The sequence below is a fragment of the Amycolatopsis sp. NPDC006125 genome (assembly GCF_040614195.1).
In the GTDB taxonomy this organism is placed as follows: Bacteria; Actinomycetota; Actinomycetes; order Mycobacteriales; family Pseudonocardiaceae; genus Amycolatopsis_E; species Amycolatopsis_E tucumanensis.
On the sequence record NZ_JBEXTZ010000018.1, the window covers coordinates 44,412 to 64,335 of the forward strand.

23 protein-coding genes are annotated in these 19,924 nt (G+C 70.7%); 8 read left to right on the top strand and 15 right to left on the bottom strand.

Features of this window, described 5'->3' with window-relative positions; genetic code table 11:
• The first annotated feature begins 16 nt into the window (after positions 1-16).
• Together pknB and ABZ193_RS11985 are read left to right on the top strand one after the other, a co-directional pair.
• The gene (gene pknB, locus ABZ193_RS11980) at positions 17-2,011 is read left to right on the top strand and encodes a Stk1 family PASTA domain-containing Ser/Thr kinase (protein WP_237335816.1); all 1,995 of its coding nucleotides are present in this window, start codon (positions 17-19) and stop codon (positions 2,009-2,011) included.
• 211 nt (positions 2,012-2,222) lie between these two features.
• Positions 2,223-3,863: a hypothetical protein gene (locus tag ABZ193_RS11985; protein ID WP_237335817.1), complete on the top strand. Its 1,641-nt coding sequence runs from the start codon at positions 2,223-2,225 to the stop codon at positions 3,861-3,863.
• Here ABZ193_RS11985 and ABZ193_RS11990 read toward each other — a convergent pair.
• From ABZ193_RS11990 to ABZ193_RS12010, 5 genes are read right to left on the bottom strand one after another with little or no spacing between them, the layout of a single operon-like run.
• Entirely contained in the window at positions 3,857-5,215 is a 1,359-nt protein-coding gene (locus ABZ193_RS11990; RefSeq protein WP_354709822.1) for a HAMP domain-containing sensor histidine kinase, read from the bottom strand. The genes ABZ193_RS11985 and ABZ193_RS11990 overlap by 7 nt on opposite strands.
• Entirely contained in the window at positions 5,212-5,892 is a 681-nt protein-coding gene (locus ABZ193_RS11995) for a response regulator transcription factor (protein ID WP_157358391.1), read from the bottom strand. The genes ABZ193_RS11990 and ABZ193_RS11995 overlap by 4 nt, the downstream gene beginning before the upstream one ends.
• A gap of 33 nt (positions 5,893-5,925) precedes the next feature.
• Positions 5,926-6,561 carry a hypothetical protein gene (locus tag ABZ193_RS12000; RefSeq protein ID WP_354709824.1) on the bottom strand — a complete coding sequence of 212 codons (636 nt, stop codon included), beginning with the start codon at positions 6,559-6,561 and terminating at the stop codon, positions 5,926-5,928.
• Positions 6,558-7,337 (bottom strand): ABC transporter ATP-binding protein, encoded by a 780-nt coding sequence (locus ABZ193_RS12005; RefSeq protein ID WP_354709826.1) that lies wholly within the window; start codon positions 7,335-7,337, stop codon positions 6,558-6,560. The genes ABZ193_RS12000 and ABZ193_RS12005 overlap by 4 nt, the downstream gene beginning before the upstream one ends.
• Positions 7,334-7,975 (bottom strand): aminodeoxychorismate/anthranilate synthase component II, encoded by a 642-nt coding sequence (locus ABZ193_RS12010; RefSeq protein WP_027935587.1) that lies wholly within the window; start codon positions 7,973-7,975, stop codon positions 7,334-7,336. Before ABZ193_RS12010 ends, ABZ193_RS12005 begins: the two co-directional genes overlap by 4 nt.
• Positions 7,976-8,091: 116 nt before the next feature.
• Between ABZ193_RS12010 and ABZ193_RS12015 the strand changes: the two genes are divergently transcribed.
• A complete protein-coding gene (locus ABZ193_RS12015) occupies positions 8,092-9,408 on the top strand; it encodes an FAD-dependent oxidoreductase (RefSeq protein ID WP_354709846.1) in 1,317 nt (438 codons plus the stop codon).
• Here the strand turns inward: ABZ193_RS12015 and ABZ193_RS12020 are convergent.
• The gene (locus ABZ193_RS12020) at positions 9,405-9,560 is read right to left on the bottom strand and encodes a hypothetical protein (protein WP_020416260.1); all 156 of its coding nucleotides are present in this window, start codon (positions 9,558-9,560) and stop codon (positions 9,405-9,407) included. The genes ABZ193_RS12015 and ABZ193_RS12020 overlap by 4 nt on opposite strands.
• Positions 9,560-10,396, bottom strand: a complete 837-nt coding sequence (locus ABZ193_RS12025) for a class E sortase (protein ID WP_354709827.1) — start codon at positions 10,394-10,396, stop codon at positions 9,560-9,562. Before ABZ193_RS12025 ends, ABZ193_RS12020 begins: the two co-directional genes overlap by 1 nt.
• A gap of 92 nt (positions 10,397-10,488) precedes the next feature.
• On the opposite strand from ABZ193_RS12025, the gene crgA reads away from it, so the two are divergent.
• Positions 10,489-10,755, top strand: coding sequence for a cell division protein CrgA (gene crgA / locus ABZ193_RS12030; RefSeq protein WP_027935586.1), 267 nt, complete (start codon positions 10,489-10,491; stop codon positions 10,753-10,755).
• A gap of 189 nt (positions 10,756-10,944) precedes the next feature.
• Positions 10,945-11,244: a PH domain-containing protein gene (locus tag ABZ193_RS12035; protein WP_020416257.1), complete on the top strand. Its 300-nt coding sequence runs from the start codon at positions 10,945-10,947 to the stop codon at positions 11,242-11,244.
• Here ABZ193_RS12035 and ABZ193_RS12040 read toward each other — a convergent pair.
• Entirely contained in the window at positions 11,241-12,182 is a 942-nt protein-coding gene (locus tag ABZ193_RS12040; RefSeq protein ID WP_237335819.1) for a rhomboid family intramembrane serine protease, read from the bottom strand. The two genes, ABZ193_RS12035 and ABZ193_RS12040, sit on opposite strands and share 4 nt — an antisense overlap.
• A gap of 22 nt (positions 12,183-12,204) precedes the next feature.
• The gene (locus ABZ193_RS12045) at positions 12,205-12,756 is read right to left on the bottom strand and encodes a peptidylprolyl isomerase (protein ID WP_017985993.1); all 552 of its coding nucleotides are present in this window, start codon (positions 12,754-12,756) and stop codon (positions 12,205-12,207) included.
• A gap of 97 nt (positions 12,757-12,853) precedes the next feature.
• On the opposite strand from ABZ193_RS12045, the gene ABZ193_RS12050 reads away from it, so the two are divergent.
• Entirely contained in the window at positions 12,854-13,456 is a 603-nt protein-coding gene (locus ABZ193_RS12050) for a hypothetical protein (RefSeq protein WP_235716044.1), read from the top strand.
• Between the two features lie 150 nt (positions 13,457-13,606).
• On the opposite strand, the gene ABZ193_RS12055 is transcribed toward ABZ193_RS12050, so the two are convergent.
• Complete coding sequence (locus ABZ193_RS12055) at positions 13,607-14,059, bottom strand: hypothetical protein (protein WP_027935584.1); 453 nt, start codon at positions 14,057-14,059, stop codon at positions 13,607-13,609.
• A 161-nt stretch (positions 14,060-14,220) separates the two neighbouring features.
• On the bottom strand, positions 14,221-14,736 hold the full coding sequence (locus ABZ193_RS12060; protein ID WP_020416253.1) for a DUF2020 domain-containing protein: 516 nt from the start codon (positions 14,734-14,736) through the stop codon (positions 14,221-14,223).
• Positions 14,737-14,835: 99 nt separating this feature from the next.
• Here ABZ193_RS12060 and ABZ193_RS12065 point away from each other — a divergent pair, with 99 nt between their 5' ends.
• Complete coding sequence (locus ABZ193_RS12065) at positions 14,836-15,867, top strand: M14 family metallopeptidase (RefSeq protein WP_354709828.1); 1,032 nt, start codon at positions 14,836-14,838, stop codon at positions 15,865-15,867.
• Between the two features lie 33 nt (positions 15,868-15,900).
• Positions 15,901-16,530, top strand: coding sequence for a helix-turn-helix transcriptional regulator (locus tag ABZ193_RS12070; RefSeq protein WP_017985988.1), 630 nt, complete (start codon positions 15,901-15,903; stop codon positions 16,528-16,530).
• Here ABZ193_RS12070 and ABZ193_RS12075 read toward each other — a convergent pair.
• From ABZ193_RS12075 to ABZ193_RS12090, 4 genes are read right to left on the bottom strand one after another with little or no spacing between them, the layout of a single operon-like run.
• On the bottom strand, positions 16,520-17,398 hold the full coding sequence (locus ABZ193_RS12075) for a fused MFS/spermidine synthase (RefSeq protein ID WP_020416250.1): 879 nt from the start codon (positions 17,396-17,398) through the stop codon (positions 16,520-16,522). The genes ABZ193_RS12070 and ABZ193_RS12075 overlap by 11 nt on opposite strands.
• Before the next feature lie 10 nt (positions 17,399-17,408).
• A complete protein-coding gene (locus ABZ193_RS12080) occupies positions 17,409-18,245 on the bottom strand; it encodes a hypothetical protein (protein ID WP_020416249.1) in 837 nt (278 codons plus the stop codon).
• Positions 18,242-19,555 (bottom strand): hypothetical protein, encoded by a 1,314-nt coding sequence (locus ABZ193_RS12085; RefSeq protein WP_354709830.1) that lies wholly within the window; start codon positions 19,553-19,555, stop codon positions 18,242-18,244. Before ABZ193_RS12085 ends, ABZ193_RS12080 begins: the two co-directional genes overlap by 4 nt.
• Positions 19,552-19,842: a DUF6403 family protein gene (locus ABZ193_RS12090; RefSeq protein ID WP_237335825.1), complete on the bottom strand. Its 291-nt coding sequence runs from the start codon at positions 19,840-19,842 to the stop codon at positions 19,552-19,554. The genes ABZ193_RS12085 and ABZ193_RS12090 overlap by 4 nt, the downstream gene beginning before the upstream one ends.
• Positions 19,843-19,924 lie beyond the last annotated feature (82 nt).

Genomic DNA, 19,924 nt, shown 5'->3' on the forward strand with positions numbered 1-19,924 from the left:
GGAACGGCTTTCTCCGATGACTGCACCCAGGATGCTGTCCAACCGCTATGAACTGGGCGACACGCTCGGTTACGGCGGCATGTCCGAGGTCCACCACGGCACGGACGTCCGGCTGGGCCGCGAGGTCGCCGTGAAGATCCTGCGTGCCGACCTCGCCCGCGACCCCCAGTTCCAGGAGCGGTTCCGCCGCGAGGCGCAGAACGCCGCGGCGCTGAACCACCCGGCGATCGTCGCCGTGTACGACACCGGTGAGGCGCAGACCGAGTACGGTCCGCTGCCCTACATCGTGATGGAGTACGTCCGCGGCCGGACGCTGCGCGACATCGTCAAGACCGAGGGGCCGCTGTCGCAGAAGCGGGCCATGGAGGTCATGGCCGACGTCTGCGCCGCGCTCGACTTCTCGCACCGGCACGGAATCGTGCACCGGGACGTGAAGCCGGCCAACGTGATGATCACCGACCAGGGCGCGGTCAAGGTGATGGACTTCGGCATCGCCCGCGCGATGCACGACGGCCAGGCCGCGATGACCCAGACGGCCGCGGTGATCGGCACGGCCCAGTACCTGTCGCCGGAGCAGGCGCGCGGCGAGGGTGTGGACGCCCGCAGTGACGTCTACGCCGCGGGCTGCGTCCTGTTCGAGCTGATCACCGGCGAGCCGCCGTTCACCGGTGACTCGCCGGTCGCGGTGGCCTACCAGCACGTGCGGGAGGACCCGAAGGCGCCGTCGGCGGTCAACCCCGCGGTGTCGCCGGAGCTGGACGCGATCGTGCTGAAGGCGCTGGCCAAGGGCCCGGCCAACCGGTACCAGTCGGCCGCCGAGATGCGCGCCGACCTGGTGCGGACGCTGTCCGGGCAGCGGCCGTCGGCGCCGATGGTCATGACCGCCGACGAGCGGACGCAGGTGATCGGCGGGGCGCCGGGCCACGCGGCCGACTACGACTACGACCCCGACGCGGTCGAAGAGGACGAGAAGCGCCGGAAGCGCAGGCGCGTCACGGCCGCGGTGATCTTCACGTTGATCGCCCTCGGGCTGATCGCGTTCATCATGTGGCTGGCGGGCGCGTTCGAGTCGAAGCCGGCGACCGCGATGATCCCCGAGGTCAACGGCCAGCAGCAGGCGCAGGCCGAGGCGACGTTGCGGGACAAGGGTTTCACCAACATCGTGCTCGCGGACAAGCCGTGCGTGCGCCAGCCCAACGGCGTCGAGACCTGCTCGGCCGACGCGATCGGCAAGGCGATCAACACCGATCCCGCCGCCGGCGTGAGCGTCGCGCTCGACCAGAAGATCACGCTGTACATCGGACGCGCGCCGGCGAACGTCGCGGTGCCGAGCGTGCTCGGCAAGACCCGGGAGGAGGCCCTGGCCCTGCTCAACCAGGTCGGGCTGCTCCTGGACCCGAACGTCCAGGAGGTCGACGTCAACGACGAAGACCAGTACGGCAAGGTCCAGAGCCAGAACCCGAACGCGAACACGCAGATCGCGCAGGGCAGCACGGTGTCCATCAAGATCGGCAAGACGCCGAACATGGTGGAGGTCACCGACTACACCGGCCAGCAGTACGACGTCGCGAAGGCCGGCCTGGAGGCGCTCGGGTTCAGGGTCAGCAAGCAGGAGGCCGACTCCGACCAGCCGGAGGGCCAGGTCCTCAACCAGAAGCCGAACGCGGGCCAGCAGCGCGAGGGCTCGACCGTGACCCTGACGGTGTCGAACGGGTCGGAGCAGAGGATCTCGATGCCGGACCTGCGTGGCCTGACCCAGAACGAGGCGCTGCAGCGGATGCAGCAGCTCGGCTGGGACGGCCAGGTGAACTACCAGTCCGACAAGCTGTCCGACGAGGACATGGACGGCAAGGTCACCGGCAGCGTGCCGACGGCGGGCAGCCAGATCAAGAAGAACGAGACGATCACGCTGCTGATCGGCGACTCCGACGGCGGCGGCGGCGGTGGCAACGACAGCACGACGCCGACGACTCCGGGAGGGATCTTCCCGACCGGTCGCAACAACGGCTGATCCACGCGCATGACGAAGGGCCCGCTTCCCCCAGGGGAGGCGGGCCCTTTCGTTTGGCACACGATCAGCGAGTGGCTGTGACAGAACTGGCACACAACGCGAATAGCGTGCGGACATGGTCTCCGCTCCGCCGATACCCCCTGCCCGGATTCGGGAACCCGATCTCGCCTCGCGCGAGCCGATCGAGAGCGGCAAGCGATGGCAGGCGGTCGTGGCAGTGGCCGGTGGGACCGCCCTGATCGCGGCACAAGCCGCGCGGTACGGCAACTGGATCGTCGACGACGCCGCCATCACGTTCGGCTACGCCCGCGGTTTCGCGGAAGGTCTGGGGCCGGTTGTGCAGCCCGGCGCGGAAGCCGTGGAGGGGTACTCGAATCCCACGTGGACCGCGCTGCTGGCGATCGGCAAGCTGCTCGGCTTGTTCGACCGGGGCGCGATCCTCGGCATCCCGGACTACGTCCTGTTCCCGAAGGCGCTGGCGCTGGTGTGCTGTGCGGGCATCCTCGCCGCGGTCCACTCGGCGGCGACGGTCGTGGGGCGTCGGCCTTGGGTGGTGACCCTGGTCGCCGGGGTTGCGCTCGCGTCCGTGCCGTCGTTCGTGATCTGGTCGTTCTCCGGTCTGGAGAACTCGCTGTACGCGCTGGTGGTCGTCGCGCTCGCGGTGACGGTCTTCCGAGCCGTCCTGGCCGGGCGGTTGCGGACGCGGGGGGTCGCGGCGGCGGCCGGGGTACTCGCTGCGGCGGCGGCCCTGACCCGGCCGGAGGGCGCGGTCTACGCGGCGGTTTACCCGTTGGTGTTGCTGATCCACCTGCGCGGGCCGGTGCTGTGGTCGAGCGTCCGGCACGTCCTCGTCTCGGTCGCGGCGTTCGCGGTCCCGTACGGCGGGTACCTCCTGTGGCGTTACGCCGAGTTCGGGCGGATGGTGCCGAACACCGCCGTGGCGAAGAAGCAGGGCGTGCCGGAGATCGAGCAGCTGACCCGCGCCGGTGACCTGGTGCAGTACCTCGGGGCGCCGGCCGTGCTCGTGCTGGTCGTCCTGATCGGGCTCGCCCTCGCCCGCTCCTCGTCGTGGCGAGACGGCCTGGTCGCGTTGCTGGTGCCGCTCGGTCTCGCGTCGCTCGCGTACGCGGTGCTCGAACCGGACTGGATGGGCCAGTTCCGGTTCGCCACACCCGTGTGGGCGCTGCTGGCGTTGATCGCCGCGCTCACGACGGTGGAGGTCTTCCGAGCCGCGCGAGCGCGTGGCCGCGCACTGATCACAGTCGCGCTCGTCGCGACGCTGCTGCCGTCCGGTGTGGTGCTCGCGGAGGCGGGCGAGAAGTTCAGCCGGACGCCGACACTGCCGATGTGCTTCATCGCAGACCGGTTCGGGCGGATGTTCAACCAGTACGCGGACATCCTGGGCGTGCAGGAGGGCTCGGTGCTCGAACCCGACCTGGGGGGCACGGCCTTGACCAGCCGGTTGCACGTGGTCGACCTGGCCGGTCTCGTGGACGCGAAGATCGCGGACTTCTACCACGACGGGGACATGGCGGGACTGCGCGACCACGTGTTCGAGACGGTCCAGCCGACGTTCGTGCACTTCCGCTTGTACTGGGGCGGAGTCACCGGACTCGCCGGCGATCCACGACTCGCACGCGACTACGTGCCGCTCTACGAGTACCCGCTCCCGGCCGAGTACGGCGGCGACTTCGTGCGCCGTGACGTGGCGGGCGACCCGGTGCTGCTCGACGCGGCACGGGAGTACGCCCGGGAGACGATCCCGGTGACGGAGAGCCGGATCAACGCGTGGGGCCTGCGGCAGTGCGGTGACACGCTGGCACCGGGACAGACGACGCTCGGACTTCACTGACCCCGCGGCAAGACCACGGTGAACACCGCACCGTCCTGCTGTTCGGAAACCGTGATGCGGCCGCCGTGGATGCGGGCGTTCTCCTGGGCGATCGCCAGTCCGAGTCCGCTGCCGGAGGTCGCCGTGCGCGCCCGGTCGCCGCGGGCGAAGCGGTCGAAGACCAGCTCGCGGAGATCCTCGGGAACACCCGGACCGGAGTCGGCCACTTCGGCCGTGACCACCCCGGGCCGCGTTCCGTCGATGGTGACGGTGATCGGCGCGGCACCGTGGGTGAGCGCGTTGGTCAAGAGGTTGCGGGCGATGGTGTGCACCCGCCGCGGATCGGCGCACACCGTCACGTCGCCGACCGTGTGAAGGGTGGTGCCGTCAGCGCCACCGACCAGGTCGATCGCCTCCGCCCACAGGTCGGCCAGGTCCAGGGGGCCGGCATGGAAGTCGGCCACACCCGCGTCGAACCGCGACATCTCCAGCAGGTCCTCGACGAGGTTCGCGAGGCGCCGCGATTGCACGGACAGCAGCCGGGCGGCGCGCTGGCGGGCGTCCGGGTTCTCGCTGTCGACTCCGTCGGCGGCGGCGACCACCGTCGCCACCGGTGTGCGCAGGTCGTGTGCGACGTCGGCGACGAAACGGCGCTGCTGTTCCTCCTTCGCGCGCAGCTCCGCGATCGACCGCCCGACCTGCTCGGCCATGGCGTTGAACGACCCGGCCAGGTCCGCGAGCTCGTCGCCTCCCCGAACGACCAGGCGCGTGTCGAGCTCACCCCCGCCCAGCCGGATCGCGGCGTTCGCGACCGCCCGCACCGGCCGCTGGATCCGCTTGGCGGCCACCATCCCGCCCGCGATCCCGAGCACCGTCACCAGCAACGCCATACCGGCGAGGTTGCGCCGCAACTTCGACAGGTCCGCCCGCAGCGCGTCCAGGGTGTAGTACTCGACGAGCACAACGTGCTTGACGGGCGACCCGGCCAGCACCAGGAACGGTGAGTTCTCGGGCTCGGTGCCCAGCGGCTCGTCCCCCGCGCGAGCGGCGGACAGCAGCCATCCCGGCACCGCCACCGGTGGCTCGGCGCCGTGCAGTACCGCCTGCTCGCCGGTGTAGTCGAACACGCTCCACGCGACCGCGTGTTCGCGCGACATGTAGTCGATCACCCGGTCGGTGGACAAGTTCTGAGCGACGAACCGCACCTGGGCGAGATCCGACGCGAAGTCGGCGCGCGACGCCGAGTGGAAGCGCCGCGTGGTGTCGTTCGACTGGAGCTGGTAGGCCGCCAGCGCCATCGCCGCCGTCGCTGCCACCGTCACCACGACGACCGCGGCCGCGATGCGTGCGCGCAGACCGAAGTGCGGCCTCATGGCCTGGTCAGCCGGTACCCGAGGCCGCGTACGGTCCGAATCAGCTCGGGATGCGCGGGATCCTTCTCGATCTTCGCCCGCAGCCGGGCCACGGCGGCGTCGACCATGCGCGAATCGCCCACGTAGCCGTAGTCCCAGACCCGTTTGAGCAGCATCTGCCTGCTCAGCACCTGCCCCGGGTGGTTCGCGAACTCGACGAGCAGTTTCAGCTCGGTGGCGGTGAGGTTGAGCTCCGCCCCGTCGGCCCGCACCGTCAGGCCGTCGGTGTCCACCTCGAGGTGACCGACCTGCAACTTCGGGGTGGACGGCGCGGCACCGCGCCGCAGGATCGCCTTGATCCGGGCGTCGACGACCCGCGGTTCGACGGGTTTCACCACGTAGTCGTCCGCGCCGCCCTCCAGCCCGACGATGACGTCCACCGGGTCGCCGCGCGCGGTCAGCATGATGACCGGCACCAGGCTGCGGGCCCGGATGCGACGGCAGACCTCGAAACCGTCGACGTCCGGCAGCATGACGTCCAGCAGGATCAGGTCGACCACGCGTGCGCCGTCGAACAACTCCGCCAGCGCGCTCTCGCCGGACTCCGCAACGACCACGTCGTGCCCGAGCCCGCCGAGCGCGAGCGAAAACGCCTCCGCCAGTGCTTCGTCGTCCTCAACCAACATCACCGACGCCACGAACACCCCCAAACCGGTGTTCCGGCACGATACTCAAGCCCGCCGGTGCACGAGCCAGCCCGTGGCCGCGGCGCTGACCACCAGCAGCAGCGCGCCACCGAGCAGGCCGAGCGCCACCGCGCCGCTGTGGGAGCCCGCGCCGGTCAAGGACCTCAGCATCGGGTTCACCACCGGCACCCACCGGACCAGCAGCACGACCCCGAGCAGCGCCAGCGCGGCCAGCACGGTGTAGCCGATCCGCGGGAGCAGCAGCCGCGAGCAGGGCAAGCCGAGCGCGATTCCGGCCGCCGCGCAGGCCGCGTGCGCTACCACCCCGTCGGTCAGGACGGCGGCGGGCAGACCGTGGTGCACCAGGGCCGCCCACGCCAGGGACACCGCGGTGAGCACCACGCAGCAGAGCGCGGCCGCGGCCACGAACCCGGCGAGCACAGTGGACAGCCGGCGGGCGTGGACCAGCGTGATGAGCCGCTGAACCGGGTCCTCGGCGTCCACCAGCGCGATGGTCAGCCAGCACGCCACGACCGTGAGACCGCCCGCGCTGACGGCGAACTCCGGCGGAACCGGCGCCGTCGGATCGTTGTACAGGACGGCGAGCAGGACCAGGTAGGCCAGCGACGGCGGCAGCCAGCGCTGCGAATGCCCGAGCAGTGCGAGCTGGTAGCGGATCACCGGCGTGCCTCCGGGGTGTCGACCCGCACCACCGACCAGCCGCCGCTCAGCGCCTTGAGCAGCAGTTCGTCCGCACTCCCCGCGGCGACGGTCAGTTCGACGTGGTCGCCGTCGTGGTGGGTGGCGAGCACCCCGGGCAGGTCCACCGCGCCGGAGCCGCGCAGCACCACGCGTGCGGCCCGGTCCACCACCCGCAGCACGCCGTCGGTCAGGCGGAAGACCTCGGTCGCGTGGGCGTGGGCGCGCTCGTCGCGGTGCTCGGTGAACACCACGCTCGCCCCGCGGGCGCTGGTCTCGGCGATGATCTCGGCCAGCACGCCGTGCGCGTCCGGGTCGAGCCCGGACCACGGTTCGTCCAGCACGAGCAGGTCCGGTTCGGTCAGCAACGCCTGGGCCAGCCCGACTTTCTGCGCGTTGCCCTTCGACAGCTGCCGCAACGGGGCGCGCGGGCCACCGGCCAGCGCCAGCCGGTCCAGCAGCGCCCGCGGGTCCACTTCGGATGCTCCGGAGATCCGGCCGAGGTGCCGCAGGTAGGCGAGCGCGCTCATCCGCGTCGACGCCGGGAACCGGTCGGGCACGTACCCGACGCGCGGGCGGCCGGTGATCGTGCCGGACGTGGGCCGGGACAGTCCGGCGAGGATCCGCAGGAGTGTCGACTTGCCGGAGCCGTTGGCGCCGACGATGCCGACCACGGTCCCGGGGCGCACGTCGAGGTCGACCCCGGTCAGCACCGGGGCGTCACCGTAGCGCTTGCCGACCCCCAGCAGCCGGATCACGCAGCGGCGGCCTTCTGCAACGCCGCGACCTCACGCTCCAGCGCGTCGACCACCGGCGCCTGGACCGGGTGCCCGGCGGTCGCCATCCAGTTCGCCAGCATCCGGTGCCCGCCCTGCGTCAGGACCGACTCGGGGTGGAACTGCACGCCCTCGACCGGCAGCTCGCGGTGCCGCATGCCCATCACCACACCGGACTCGGTGCGCGCGGTGACCTCGAAGGAGTCCGGGATCGTCTCCGGCAGCACGGTCAGCGAGTGGTAGCGGGTCGCGGTGAACGGGTCGGGCAGGCCGGCCAGCACGCCGCTGCCCTCGTGGTGCACCTGGCTGGTCTTGCCGTGCAGCAGCTCCGGCGCGCGGTCCACCGTCGCGCCCCACGCCACGCCGATCGCCTGGTGGCCGAGGCAGACGCCGAGCATCGGGGTGTGAGTGTCGGCACACTTGCGCACGACGTCGATGCTCTGGCCGGCGCGCTCCGGGGTGCCGGGGCCGGGCGAGACGAGCACCCCGTCGAACTCCGGCACGCGGTCGAGGTCGACGACGTCGTTGCGCCAGACAGTGCATTCGTTGCCGAGCTGGGCCAGGTACTGGACCAGGTTGTAGACGAAGCTGTCGTAGTTGTCGACGACCAATACGCGCATGCCGCCCAGCGTACCGGCGTCCACATGGTGGACCGCAATTCATATCACAGTGAAAGTAAGGGTCACCTATCTTTACCGTGGCAAGGGTGAGCCGTAGTCCTCTTCGCGTCGCCATCGTGGGCGCCGGCCCCGCCGGCATCTACGCCGCCGACATCCTCGACAAGTCCGACGCCGACGTCAGCATCGACATCTTCGAACGCATGCCGGCGCCGTTCGGGCTGATCCGGTACGGCGTCGCGCCCGACCACCCGCGCATCAAGGGCATCGTCACCGCGCTGCACAAGGTGCTCGATCGGCCCGGCATCCGCCTGCTCGGCAACGTCGACTACGGCACCGACATCAAGCTGGACGACCTGCGCGAGTTCTACGACGCGGTCATCTTCGCCACCGGCGCGATGAGCGACCGCGCGCTGAACATCCCGGGCGTCGACCTGCCCGGCAGCTACGGCGCCGCGGACTTCGTGTCCTGGTACGACGGCCACCCGGACGTCCCGCGCACCTGGCCGCTGGACGCGACCAGCGTCGCCGTCCTCGGTGTCGGCAACGTCGCGCTGGACGTCGCCCGGGTGCTCGCGAAGACCGCGGACGAGCTGCTGACCACCGACATCCCGCCGAACGTGTACGAGGGCCTGAAGTCGAGCAAGGTCACCGACGTGCACGTGTTCGGCCGCCGCGGGCCCGCCCAGGCCAAGTTCACCCCGCTGGAACTGCGCGAGCTGGACCACTCGCCGAACGTCGAGGTCATCGTCTACCCCGAGGACATCGAGTTCGACGACGGCTCGATCGCCGCGATCCGCGCCTCCAAGCAGGTCGACATGGTGGTCAAGACGCTCCAGGAGTGGGCGATCCGCGACCAGGGCGACCGGCCGAAGCGGCTGCACCTGCACTTCTTCCACTCGCCGACGGAGATCCTCGGCGACGACCGGGTCACCGGCCTGCGCACCGAGCGCACCGAGCTGACCGGCGACGGCAACGTCCGCGGCACCGGCGAGTTCCACGACTGGGACGTCCAGGCCGTGTACCGCGCGGTCGGCTACCTGTCGTCCGAGCTGCCGGAGATCCCGTTCGACCACGACAGCGGCACGGTCCCCAACGAGGGCGGCCGGGTGCTGGACATCGACGGCGACCAGGTGCCGGGCGTGTACGTGACCGGCTGGATCAAGCGCGGCCCGGTCGGCCTGATCGGCCACACCAAGGGCGACGCGGCCGAGACGATCCGCAACCTGCTGGCCGACGCGGACCAGCTGACCGCGCCGAAGCAGGCCGACCCGGACGCGATCACGTCGTTCCTCGCCGACCGCGGCGTCCCGTTCACCACCTGGGAAGGCTGGGGCAAGCTGGACGCGCACGAACGCGCCCTGGGCGAGCCGCAGGGCCGTGAGCGCGTGAAGGTCGTGGAGCGCGAGGAGATGATCCGCGTCTCGCGCGGCTAGTTCACCGACACCTGGTTGAACGGGAGCATCGGCTCCAGCCAGGGGAACACGACGAACAGCAGCAACGCGATCACGCCGAGCACCAGCACGAGCGCGATCAGGGCCCGGACCGCGACCGGTCCGGGCAGCTTGCGCCAGATCCAGCCGTACATCACACGCCTCCGATCGCCTGCAGCAGCTGTTCGTAGGTGGCACCCGGGGTCTTCGGGTACTGGTTGGTCAGCACCGCGTGCACGATCAGCCGCTGCTTGTCGGAGAACCGCGGGTGGCAGGTGGTCAGCGTGAGCAGGGCGACCTGCTGGGCCGTCGGCAGCACGTCGGCGGTCTGGTGCGGCACCGGCGCGACCACCTCGCCCTGGTCCGGCCGCACGATCTCCCGGCCGAAGGTGCGGCCGTACGGGCCGCCGTCCGCCGCGTCGGTGCGCAGCGTGCCGACGTTCGCGCACTGCGGCCGCGCCGCCTTGTCCGCGTTCCAGTTCGCGAGCTCGTCGGAGTGCGGCAGGACGCGGTAGACGAAGAAGTCGCTCTGGGTCTCGATCACGATCGCGTCGCACGAGGCGAGCAGGTCGAGGTCGTTGAACGGGGCGCCCTTGCCGACGCGGTGCCCGGCGACGGCGAAGTTCCCCGGCTCGCCCGGCAGCGCGGTGCCCTTGTAGTGCCCCGGCCCGACTTCGAGCGCCTTCGCGTCGGTGCCCTCCTGGATCGTGAAGTGGTAGTCCGCGCCGAAGCTCGGGATGTACATCTTCGCGAACGCCTCGCCGTCGATCAGGTCGGCGTGCAGCGTGCGGCCCTGCGCCCAGTCCTGGTCCAGCGCCACCGTCGCGCTGGCCTGCTTGCGCGCGGAGAACAGGTCCGTGACGTAGAGCTCGTAGACCACGAACAGGAGCACGACGAGTCCGGCGGTGATCAGCAGTTCGCCGAACGTCCGCACGGTCCTGGCGAAACCGCCACCGGACTTCTGCGGTGGCGGGGCGTCGAGGACTGCCACGCGCGCTCCTCTCTCGGGGACGCTTACGTTAACGTGTGAGGTAGGAGGTGGATGCGCACCACCTGGCCAAACCCGAACACCGCGAGGTTCCGATGCCCAAGTCCAAGGTCCGCAAGAAGACGGCTTACACGCCGCCGGCCGATCGGCGCACGCCGGTCAAGGTGCGTGCCGCTGGGCCGTCCAGCCTGATCTACAAGATCGTGATGTTCGGGCTGATGCTGCTCGGCCTGGTCTGGCTCGTCGTGAACTACATCGCGGGCGACAAGATCCCGTTCATGGCGGACCTCGGCAACGGCAACTTCGCGGTCGGCTTCGCGTTGATGATCGTCGGTCTGCTCATGACGATGCGCTGGCGCTGAGCGGAAGATCACAGCGATTGCCCCGAACAGCCGCTTGACCACTAATTACAGCACTGTGACTTTTCCCCAGTGTGGATAACCACTGTGGATAACTCGTCTCCGCACTGGGCTCCGCGACCCGTTCTGGTCGGAGCCGGTTGTGCCGCGGCCGTTTTCGCGGCGGCCGCGGCGGTACTGGCGAGCGACCGCATGGGCACCGTGTTCTTCGCCGTCGCGGCGATCGCGCTGACCGCGTTGTCCCTGCACGGTTTGCTCGTCCGCCCCCGTCTCACCGCGGATCCGCGTGGGCTGCGGATCCGCACCACGACGGGAAAACACGACCTGCACTGGCCCGAGGTGACCGCGCGCGTGCGCACCACGCGCCGCCTCGGCCGCGACTCGGCGACGCTGGAAATCGAAGCGGGCGAGCAGCTGTTCGTCTTCGGCTGGCTCGAACTCGGCGCCGACCCGCGGGACGTGCTCGACACGCTGACCGCGTTGCGGCCCTAGCCGGGGATCCCGCAGTTCAGCTCGTCACCACGGTAGCCGCACACCACGCTCGCCAGCTGCGCGTCGCGCACGAACACCAGCACCAGCAACGCGATCAGCAGCACCGCCACCGCGCCGCCCTGCCAGTACTGGCGCCCCTTCGCCGGGGCGTACACCATCGCCGCCGTGACGAGCGCGCCGACGACCAGGCCACCGAGGTGGCCGAGCAACGAGATGTTCGGCAGCGACACGGTGATGATCAGGTTCAGCACGATCGTGCCGATCGCGTACGCCGGGTTCAGCCGCAGCCGGATGACGGCGACGAGCATCGCGCCCAGCAACCCGTAGATGGCACCGGACGCCCCCGCCGTGCCCCGGTCGACCCCGTCGAACAGGTACACCGCCACCGCGCCGCCCAGCAGCGACACCAGGTACAGCGCCGTGAAGCGCACGCGCCCCAGCAGCGTCTCCATGTCGCGGCCGAGGATCCACAGGGCGAGCATGTTGACCGCGAGGTGGATGGGGCCGTAGTGCAGGAAGCCGGACATGACCAGCCGCCACCACTCGTCCTCGCCCGCGATCGCCAGCGGCCACAACACCCCGTCGCCGAACAGTGGCGCGGTGTCGTTGCGGGTCAGGCTGCCCGCCTGCGACACCGTGACCACGTACGCCAGCACGTTGAGCACGATGAGGATCGGCGTGACCACCGGCCGGTGCGAAACCTGGGCGCCGGCGACCGTGCGCGGCGTGTAGCGCTGGACGTTCTGCTCGCGCCGCCCGGTCTGCACGCAGTCGATGCACTGGTAGCCGACCGAGGCCTCACGCAGGCAGTCCGGGCACGCCGGACGGCCACACCGGACACAGCTGAGCCCGGTGGGGCGCGACGGGTGCCACCAGCAACCGGGCAGGGCCGACTGCTGGGGCGGCTGCGAGGCAGGCGGGTGGGGAGGCATGTTCACGATGCCTCCAACCTACCCTGGCTCAGCCTGCGCGTTCGATGTCGATCTTCTCGATGACGACGTCCTGCAGCGGCTTGTCCGCCGGGCCGGTCGCGGTGTTCGCGATCGAGTCCACGACGTCGCGCGACTGCTGGTCGGCGACCTCGCCGAAGATCGTGTGCTTGAAGTTCAGGTGCGGCGTCTTGGCCACGGTGATGAAGAACTGCGAGCCGTTGGTGCCCGGTCCCGCGTTCGCCATCGCCAGCAGGTACGGCCGGTCGAACTGGAGTTCGGGGTGGAACTCGTCGCCGAACTGGTAGCCGGGGCCGCCGCGGCCGGTGCCGGTCGGGTCGCCGCCCTGGATCATGAAGCCCGAGATGACGCGGTGGAAGATCGCGCCGTCGTAGAACGGGCCGGAGTTCTCGCCCTTGGCGTTCGGGCGCTGGTACTCCTTCGTGCCCTCCGCGAGGCCGACGAAGTTGGCCACCGTCTTGGGGGCGTGATCAGGGAAAAGGTTGATCCGGATGTCCCCGGCGTTGGTGTGCAGGACGGCGGTCGCCTTCGCACCAACGAGGGATTCACTGCTCTGGGTCACCGCTTCATCGTGCCATCCGCAGCGAGATCGGCCGGAAACGGGCAGGATGGTTACGGGGATGGAACGTGAGACGAAACGATTGTCGAGGTGAAAGGCCATGACCCGAGCTGCGGACTCGGTGGGTGAGTCGGTCAAGGCCGGCTTGCTCGGCCTGAGCAAGCGGGCCGTCGAGGTCGGCAAGGCAGGCGCCGAGGTGACCGCTCAGGCCGCCCATGCGGCCGAGAAACGGCTTTCCGAGAGCACCGAGGAGGCGCGCAAGGAAGCCGCCAAGCGGGGCCGTCAGGCCCGGAAGGACCTGAGCAAGGCCAGCAAGCAGGCGCGCAAGGAGGCCGCGGCGCGGCTCGCCGAGCTGCGCAAGCCCGGCCGCAAGGCCCGCAAGGCCGCGGTGCAGGCCGCGAAGGCCGCCGGCGAGTCGAAGCGCAAGGCCAAGAAGGACTTCAAGCAGGCGAAGAAGGACTTCCGGGCCGCGCTGGAGGAGGCGAAGCTGGCCGCCAAGGGCACGAAGAAGAGCCGCAAGTGGCCGCTCTTCCTGGTGCTGGGCGTCCTGGCCGCGGCGGGCGCCGCGGTCGCGCTGCGTGGCAAGCAGGAGCCGCCGGTGGCCACCGAGCCGCCGCGCGCCGCGCCGAAGCCGGCCACCCCGGAGTCGACGGCGAACGGCCAGCACGCGCCGAGCCCGTCACCCGCGGAAAAGCAGAACTGACACGTTCCACCGGAGGTGCCGCTCGGCTCTGAGCCGAGCGGCACCTCCGCCTGCGCGGGCGACGTCCGCGGGATGCCCGCACATGCGAAAACGGCCGCTTTCCCTACTGGTACCGAAGGGAAAACGGCCGCTTCGCGCGCGTGGCCTGCCTCAGGCGGCGGCCGCGTGCTTGTCGATCAGCTTGCCCAGGCGGGGCAGCGCCTCCTCGACGTTCTTCTTGCCGTTCGGGCGCAGCTTCTCGTAGACCTTCTTGATGCTGTCGCGGCTGCTCTTGGCGGCGCGCGCGTCGGTCACGCCCAGCAGCGCGTCGGCGGCCTGGTCACCACGGCTGGACAGGTAGGCGCCGAAGTCGCCGCCACCCTGGCCCTTGAAGTCGGCGTAGAACGGCTCGAGCGCGGCGGTGAAGTCGTCGAGCAGGCTGTCGACGGCGGAGCCGATGATGCCCGGCTTGATCTTCTTGACCGCGGCGAAGCCGGTCTTGATGACGGCGCCGGACACGCCGCCCTTGTCCGAGACCTCTTCGTCGACCAGCGTCTCCAGGTCGGTCACAACGGCCGGACGCCTGCTGGAGTCGAGCAGGATTTCCTTGAGGGTGTCAGCCACGAATGTCTGTCCTTCTTCACATCGAGGTACACGGGGGGCTTCTCGCAGCCCGTGGCACGGCGCCGGCCGCAGGTCTCGACCGAACACGTGCTGGTCCTCCCCCGGCTGCGAGGTGCGATCAGGGTAATACAAGATCAACTTGACACTGCACCCTGGCGGCCTTAAAGCCGCGAGATCGCCTGCCGGGCAACGGTTCTCGCCTTCACCGTCTGTTGCTGATCGGTGGTCACCACGACCGCCGTACCGCCCTTGGCCACGGCATATACCGCGCCGTCCGGTTTCGCTGCGTAACCGCCCTGCCACCCTGGCGGATCGGTCGCGGGGTTGCTCGTGGCCACCGGGGCCGCCTGGTCGACGATCGCCTTCGCCACCGCCGGATCGCCGGTGTAGACGCGCACGGTCAGCTGGAGCTTCCCGGAGCGCGCGTAGAAGAAGCACGTCGGGTGCGGCTGGTCGGCGGAGACCTCCACCTTCGACACCCGCTGCCCGTTGGCGTCCGCGACGAACGAGTTCTCCAGGTACGGGCAGGGCGCGGCACGGGCCGGCGTGGGCTCCGGCGGCAGCTGCACGGCGGTCGTCGCCGGCGCGCTCGGGGACGGCGGCGTCTCCGGAGCCTGCTGGGCGGCACAACCGGCCAACGCGGCGGCCGCGATCAGGGCGGGCAGAACTCGTCGCATAACCCGATCAGTGAACCACCCGGCGCCCGCCGGGTTGTGGCGGGCGCGCCGCTACAGCAGGGTAGAAGGCACTACTCTACGTGTTCGTTCGGAGGCGAAATGTATTCACGTCGGGCCGCCGGTGGCGTGCTCGCCCTGGTGACCGGAGCCGCCCTGCTGGCCGGGACCGCGCCCGCGCAGGCCGTCGCGGCCGAATTCCCGGCCGGCGACGAGGGCTACCACACCTACGCCGAGGTCACGACGGAACTGCAGAAGGCGACCGCGAACCACCCGGACATCGCGGTGCTCTCCAGCGTGGGCAAGTCCTACGAGGGCCGCGAGCTGAACCTGGTGAAGATCAGCGACAACGCCGCCGCCGACGAGGGCGAGCCGGAGGTGCTGTTCACCTGCAACCAGCACGCCCGCGAGCACCTGACCACCGAGATGTGCCTGCACATCGTGCAGCGCTTCACCGACGGCTACGCGACCGACCCGCACATCCGCTCGCTGGTCGACGACCACGTGATCTGGGTGATCCCGAACGTCAACCCGGACGGCTCGGAGTACGACATCTCGGACACCGACTACAAGTACTGGCGCAAGAACCGCAGGCCCGTGGACGGCGGCAAGATCGGCACCGACCTCAACCGCAACTGGGGCTACAAGTGGGGCTGCTGCGACGGCTCCAGCACGCGGCCCGCCTCGGACACCTACCGCGGCCCGTCGGCCTTCTCCGAGCCGGAGACGCAGGCCGTGTCGAGGTTCGTCGACTCCCGCGCGGCGGGCGGGAAGCAGCGGATCAAGGCGCACATCGACTTCCACACCTACTCCGAGCTGGTGCTCTGGCCGTTCGGGCACACCGAGGAGGACACCGGCGAGGGCATGACGGCCGAGGACAACGCCCGCTTCCGCGACGTCGGGCAGCGCATGGCGGCGACCAACGGGTACACCGCCCAGCAGTCCAGCGATCTCTACGTCACCGACGGCGACATCAACGACTGGATGTGGGGCACCCACAAGATCCTGACGTTCACCTTCGAGATGTACCCGACGAGCCCGTTCCCCGGCTTCTACCCGCCGGACGAGGACATCGTGCGGGAGACGACCCGCAACGACGCGGCCGTGGACATCCTGATCTCCGAGGCGCGCTAGACAATCGATCCAGGTTTTGTACATCATGCCCAGGTGACCGATGCCGACGCGGTGCTCTCCGCGCTCCGACCCGTGCTCGACGGCCTGGCCGCCACCTTCGGCGGCAACTGCGAAGTCGTCCTGCACGACTACCGGCGGCCGGAGGGTTCCGTCGTCGCCGTCGCGGGCGAGGTCACCGGCCGGGCGCCCGGCGGCTCGATGAGCGAGCTGGGGCTGAGCCTGCTCAAGCAGGGCCGCGACGCGCGCGACCAGATCAACTACCTGACGCGCACCCCGGCCGGGCGCGTGATCAAGGCCTCCACGATGCTGCTGCGCGACCGCGACGGCGAGGTGTTCGGGGCGCTGTGCGTGAACCTGGACGTGACCGACCTGCGGCACGCGGCCGTGCTGCTCGGCGAGCTGGCGGCGGTGACCGCGCTGCCCGACGCGACCACGACGTTCACCAACGACGTCGGGCAGCTGATCCGCGCGGTCGTGGCCGAGGAGGAGCTGAAGCTCGGCCGTCCGGTGAGCCGCATGACGCGCGCCGAGCGGCTGGACCTGTTCCGGGCCCTCGACGAGCGCGGGCTGTTCGCGCTGCAGAAGGCCGTGCCGGAGGTGGCCGCCGCGCTGGGGATCTCCCGCGCGTCGGCCTATAACCACCTGGCCGAGATCAGGTCCTAGGCGGCAGGCCGAAGACGTTCCACGGCGGACGCGGGGTGTCCAGCGCCTCGTCGTCGTGGATCGGTTTCGCGTTGCCGCGGAACCGGTCCAGCTCCTCGCCGCTGGTGACGCGGGCCGGGAAGGCCGCGGACGCGGCGCGGCGGGTGATCTCGTCGACGGGCAGGTCCGCGCGCGAGGCGACCAGCACGACGTTGCCGAACCGCCGCCCGCGCAGCACCCCGGAGTCGGCGAGCATCACGACGTGCGGGAACACGGCGCCGATGGTGGCGACGACGCGGCGGGCGAACTTCAGGCCCGGCCCGTCGGCGACGTTGATCAGGTACGTGCCCGCCGGCCGCAGCACCCGCGCGACGTCGGTGGTGAACTCCAGGGTCGCCACGTCGCCCGGCATCTTCGCGCGCTGAAAGACGTCCGCGACGACCAGGTCGGCCGAGTCGTCGCGGCGCGTTGCGACGCCCTCGCGGCCGTCGGAGATGCGCACCCGCAGGTTCGGGACCGCGCGCAGGTCGAGCTGTTCGCGGACGAGGTCGATGAGCGGCTCGTCGGCGTCGAAGACGAGCTGCCGCGAGCCGGGCCGCGTGGCCGCGATGTAGCGCGGCACGGTGCAGCCCGCGCCGCCGAGATGCAGCGCCTCCAGCGGGCCGCCGGCGAGGCAGTCGATCACGTCGCCGATGCGCCGCACGTACTCGAACTCCAGGTGCGTCGGATCGTCCAAGTCCACATAGGACTGCGCGACCTCGTCGACGGTCAGGAGCCAGGCGTTGGGGCGGTCGGCGTCGGCGAGCAACTCGGCGAGTCCGAAGCGGACCGGGTAGCGGCCTGGAACCGGTCGGGCGGCGCCGCGCCGCTTGGTGCCTCTGCCTGCCATTGCCGCAACTCTACGTGACGCGACGGCAGCGTTCGCTCAGCGCGTCGACCCGCTTGGCCAGCGCGTTGTAGTCCGCCTCGGTGCGGGCGTCCGGGATGTCGTCCAGCAACCGCACGTAGTCGTTGATGATCGAGGCGGGGTGCCGTCCGTCGAGGTCGATGATCTGCTGGGCCAGCACGGCGGCTCCGGCGTTGAGCCTGCTGCGGGCGTCGCCTTCCGCCGTCCGCTGTTCCTGCACGCGGATCGCGAGCCGGGCGGCGCGCCGGGCCGCGAGGTTGAGACCGACCGCGCCGAGCACGACGGCCAGCACCGCGGCTCCGGCGATGAGGAACCTCGGCAGCGGCGCGCTGACCTCACGCGCGCCGTCCGGGACGGTGCCGGCGCGGACGAGCAGGTCGTAGTTCACCGCGACGACCTTGATCGCCTCCAGTGGCCGGTCGGCGAACTGGTCGATGCCGCGTTTGATGATCTGTTCGGCCACGAAGGCCTTGCCGAAGTTTTCGTCGTCGCGGTCGGGCAGGAGCGCGCAGCCGTAGGTGTCGTACTCGTCGCCGTCCTGGCTGAGCAGCAGGACGAGGTTGCCGTCGGCGGCGCGCTCGACGTCGTCACAGCCTTCGCGGAGGTCCGCGCCGGGTTCGTCGAGGATGACGACGAGCCGCCGGTTGCCGATGACCCGTTCGGCCGCGGCCTCGTCGAGGTCCACCCCGTCCGCGACGTACACCGAGGACGTGCGCACGTCGCGGGCCATGGCGCCGTCGAAGATCCCGCCGGTCCACAGTGCCCAGAGCGCGAAGGCGAAGCAGACGACGGTGGCGATGCCGAAGGTGCTGCGGAAGAACTTCGTCATGCCAGCCTGCCCCGGAGGTAGACAGCGGGCCGGTACTCCCGGCGCTTCAGGGTCTTCGCCACGTGGTCGAGTTCGGCCTCGGCGTCGTCGAGGAGTGCGGCGACGTGCTGGTCCGGCAGCTTCTGGGCGACGGCTTCCCGCGCGGACTGGAGGGTGGCGATCGCCCTGGTCAGCGCGGGGTCGGTGGTGTCACCGGTGAGGCCGGAGACCTCGATGGCCAGCGCGGTGAGGCCGGCCATCCGCACGCTCGCGCCCGACCGCCGTTGCGCGGCCGTGCGCACCGCCCGCGCCGTCAGGACCAGGAAGACCACCGCGCAGGCCGCGAAGATCCACGGCAGCGCGGGCAGTGCGACCCGGACGGGGTCGAACGGCTGGTACGGCAGGGGGCGGTCGAACAGGCCCGCGTAGCGGACGTCGGTGACGCGGTCGAGGTAGGCGCCGAGGATGTTGCGCTGCGGGTAGGCGTAGAGGCTGAGCCGGTCGCTGTACTGGCCGTAGAAGCTGGCCGCCGCGACCTCGGCGAAGTCGGCGGCCTGCGGCCCGTGGTACTCGACCCACTCGCCGACCATGACGACGATCGGCTTGCCCGGGAAGACGCTGGTCAGCGCGGTGCCGTAGTCCGGGATGGGCTGCCCGGCCTGCTGCCGCGGGAGGACGACGAACAGCGCGCCGTTCGGGAAGGCGTCGGCCGCGGAGGGGATGTCGGTCATGCCGTGCACGCCGGTGGCGCGCAGGTCCGCGACGACGGGTTCGAGCTCGGCGGCGGTCGGCTGGCGGTACCGGATGGTGTCGGTGTCGGGTGGTTCGGGCCGGTCCTGGATGTGGGCGATCAGGAAGAGCAGCAGGTCGGTGACGTCACCGGCGGCGAACTGGGCGCGCCAGCCGGTGAGCCGGTCGGCGACGACCTGGCCGGGGTCGCCGGTGACCTGGGTGCCCAAGATCGTGATGTTCGCGTTCTCGACGTCGCGGACTCGGTCGCGCTCGGCCTTGTCCAGCCCGGGCGGGGCGACGAGGATGCGGACGTCGGTGGCGCCGATCGCCGCGCGGACCTGCTGTTCGTCCCACTGCGCGATCGAACCGGGCAGGCGGGTGACCGGGTTGGCGGCGACGAGCGCGGTCATCTCCTCCACGGAGGGGACGGTGGTGTCGCTGAGCTCGCCGGCCTCGCCCTCGCGGATGGGTTCGGTTTGCGTCGGCGACTGCCCGTAGCTGACGTCGAAGGCCTGCCCCTGGGCGACGAGGAAGACGACGAGAACGCCGATCGCGGCGGCGAGGCAGCCCCAGCGCAGCCATTCGAGCCCGCGCTTCACGCGTCGCGCCACAGCTGATCGGCCCGGCGGGCGGCGTGCTCGGCGGTCTCGGCCGCGCCGGTGCCGCCACCGTCGGCGAGCAGGCGCTCCGCCTTGGCGAGGAGATGCTCGGCCTCCTCGACGTCGGTCCGGGCGGCATCACGACTGATCTGCGCCCTGACGACAGCCGCCCGCGCCGACGACCAAGCGGTGCCGGTGGAGCGGCGCCGGTCGCGCCACCGCGGAAGCAAGACGACACCACCGCCCGCGAGGACGAGCACCACGGCAGCGGCGAGCCAGACGGCCAAGGAGGACAAGGGAACCCCAGCGGATCAGGTGATCAACGAGCCCTGATTGTCCATGATCGGAAGGCCGGGCGCGACAGGTTCA

What these genes read in the sequence shown, in the direction of transcription:
- pknB (WP_237335816.1), top strand. Translation starts at nt 17, where the DNA reads ATGACTGCACCCAGGATGCTGTCCAACCGCTATGAACTGGGCGACACG.
- ABZ193_RS11990 (WP_354709822.1), bottom strand. Translation starts at nt 5,215, where the DNA reads ATGAGGCCGCACTTCGGTCTGCGCGCACGCATCGCGGCCGCGGTCGTC.
- ABZ193_RS12010 (WP_027935587.1), bottom strand. Translation starts at nt 7,975, where the DNA reads ATGCGCGTATTGGTCGTCGACAACTACGACAGCTTCGTCTACAACCTG.
- ABZ193_RS12020 (WP_020416260.1), bottom strand. Translation starts at nt 9,560, where the DNA reads ATGTACGGCTGGATCTGGCGCAAGCTGCCCGGACCGGTCGCGGTCCGG.
- crgA (WP_027935586.1), top strand. Translation starts at nt 10,489, where the DNA reads ATGCCCAAGTCCAAGGTCCGCAAGAAGACGGCTTACACGCCGCCGGCC.
- ABZ193_RS12035 (WP_020416257.1), top strand. Translation starts at nt 10,945, where the DNA reads ATGGGCACCGTGTTCTTCGCCGTCGCGGCGATCGCGCTGACCGCGTTG.
- ABZ193_RS12050 (WP_235716044.1), top strand. Translation starts at nt 12,854, where the DNA reads ATGACCCGAGCTGCGGACTCGGTGGGTGAGTCGGTCAAGGCCGGCTTG.
- ABZ193_RS12060 (WP_020416253.1), bottom strand. Translation starts at nt 14,736, where the DNA reads ATGCGACGAGTTCTGCCCGCCCTGATCGCGGCCGCCGCGTTGGCCGGT.
- ABZ193_RS12065 (WP_354709828.1), top strand. Translation starts at nt 14,836, where the DNA reads ATGTATTCACGTCGGGCCGCCGGTGGCGTGCTCGCCCTGGTGACCGGA.
- ABZ193_RS12075 (WP_020416250.1), bottom strand. Translation starts at nt 17,398, where the DNA reads ATGGCAGGCAGAGGCACCAAGCGGCGCGGCGCCGCCCGACCGGTTCCA.
- ABZ193_RS12080 (WP_020416249.1), bottom strand. Translation starts at nt 18,245, where the DNA reads ATGACGAAGTTCTTCCGCAGCACCTTCGGCATCGCCACCGTCGTCTGC.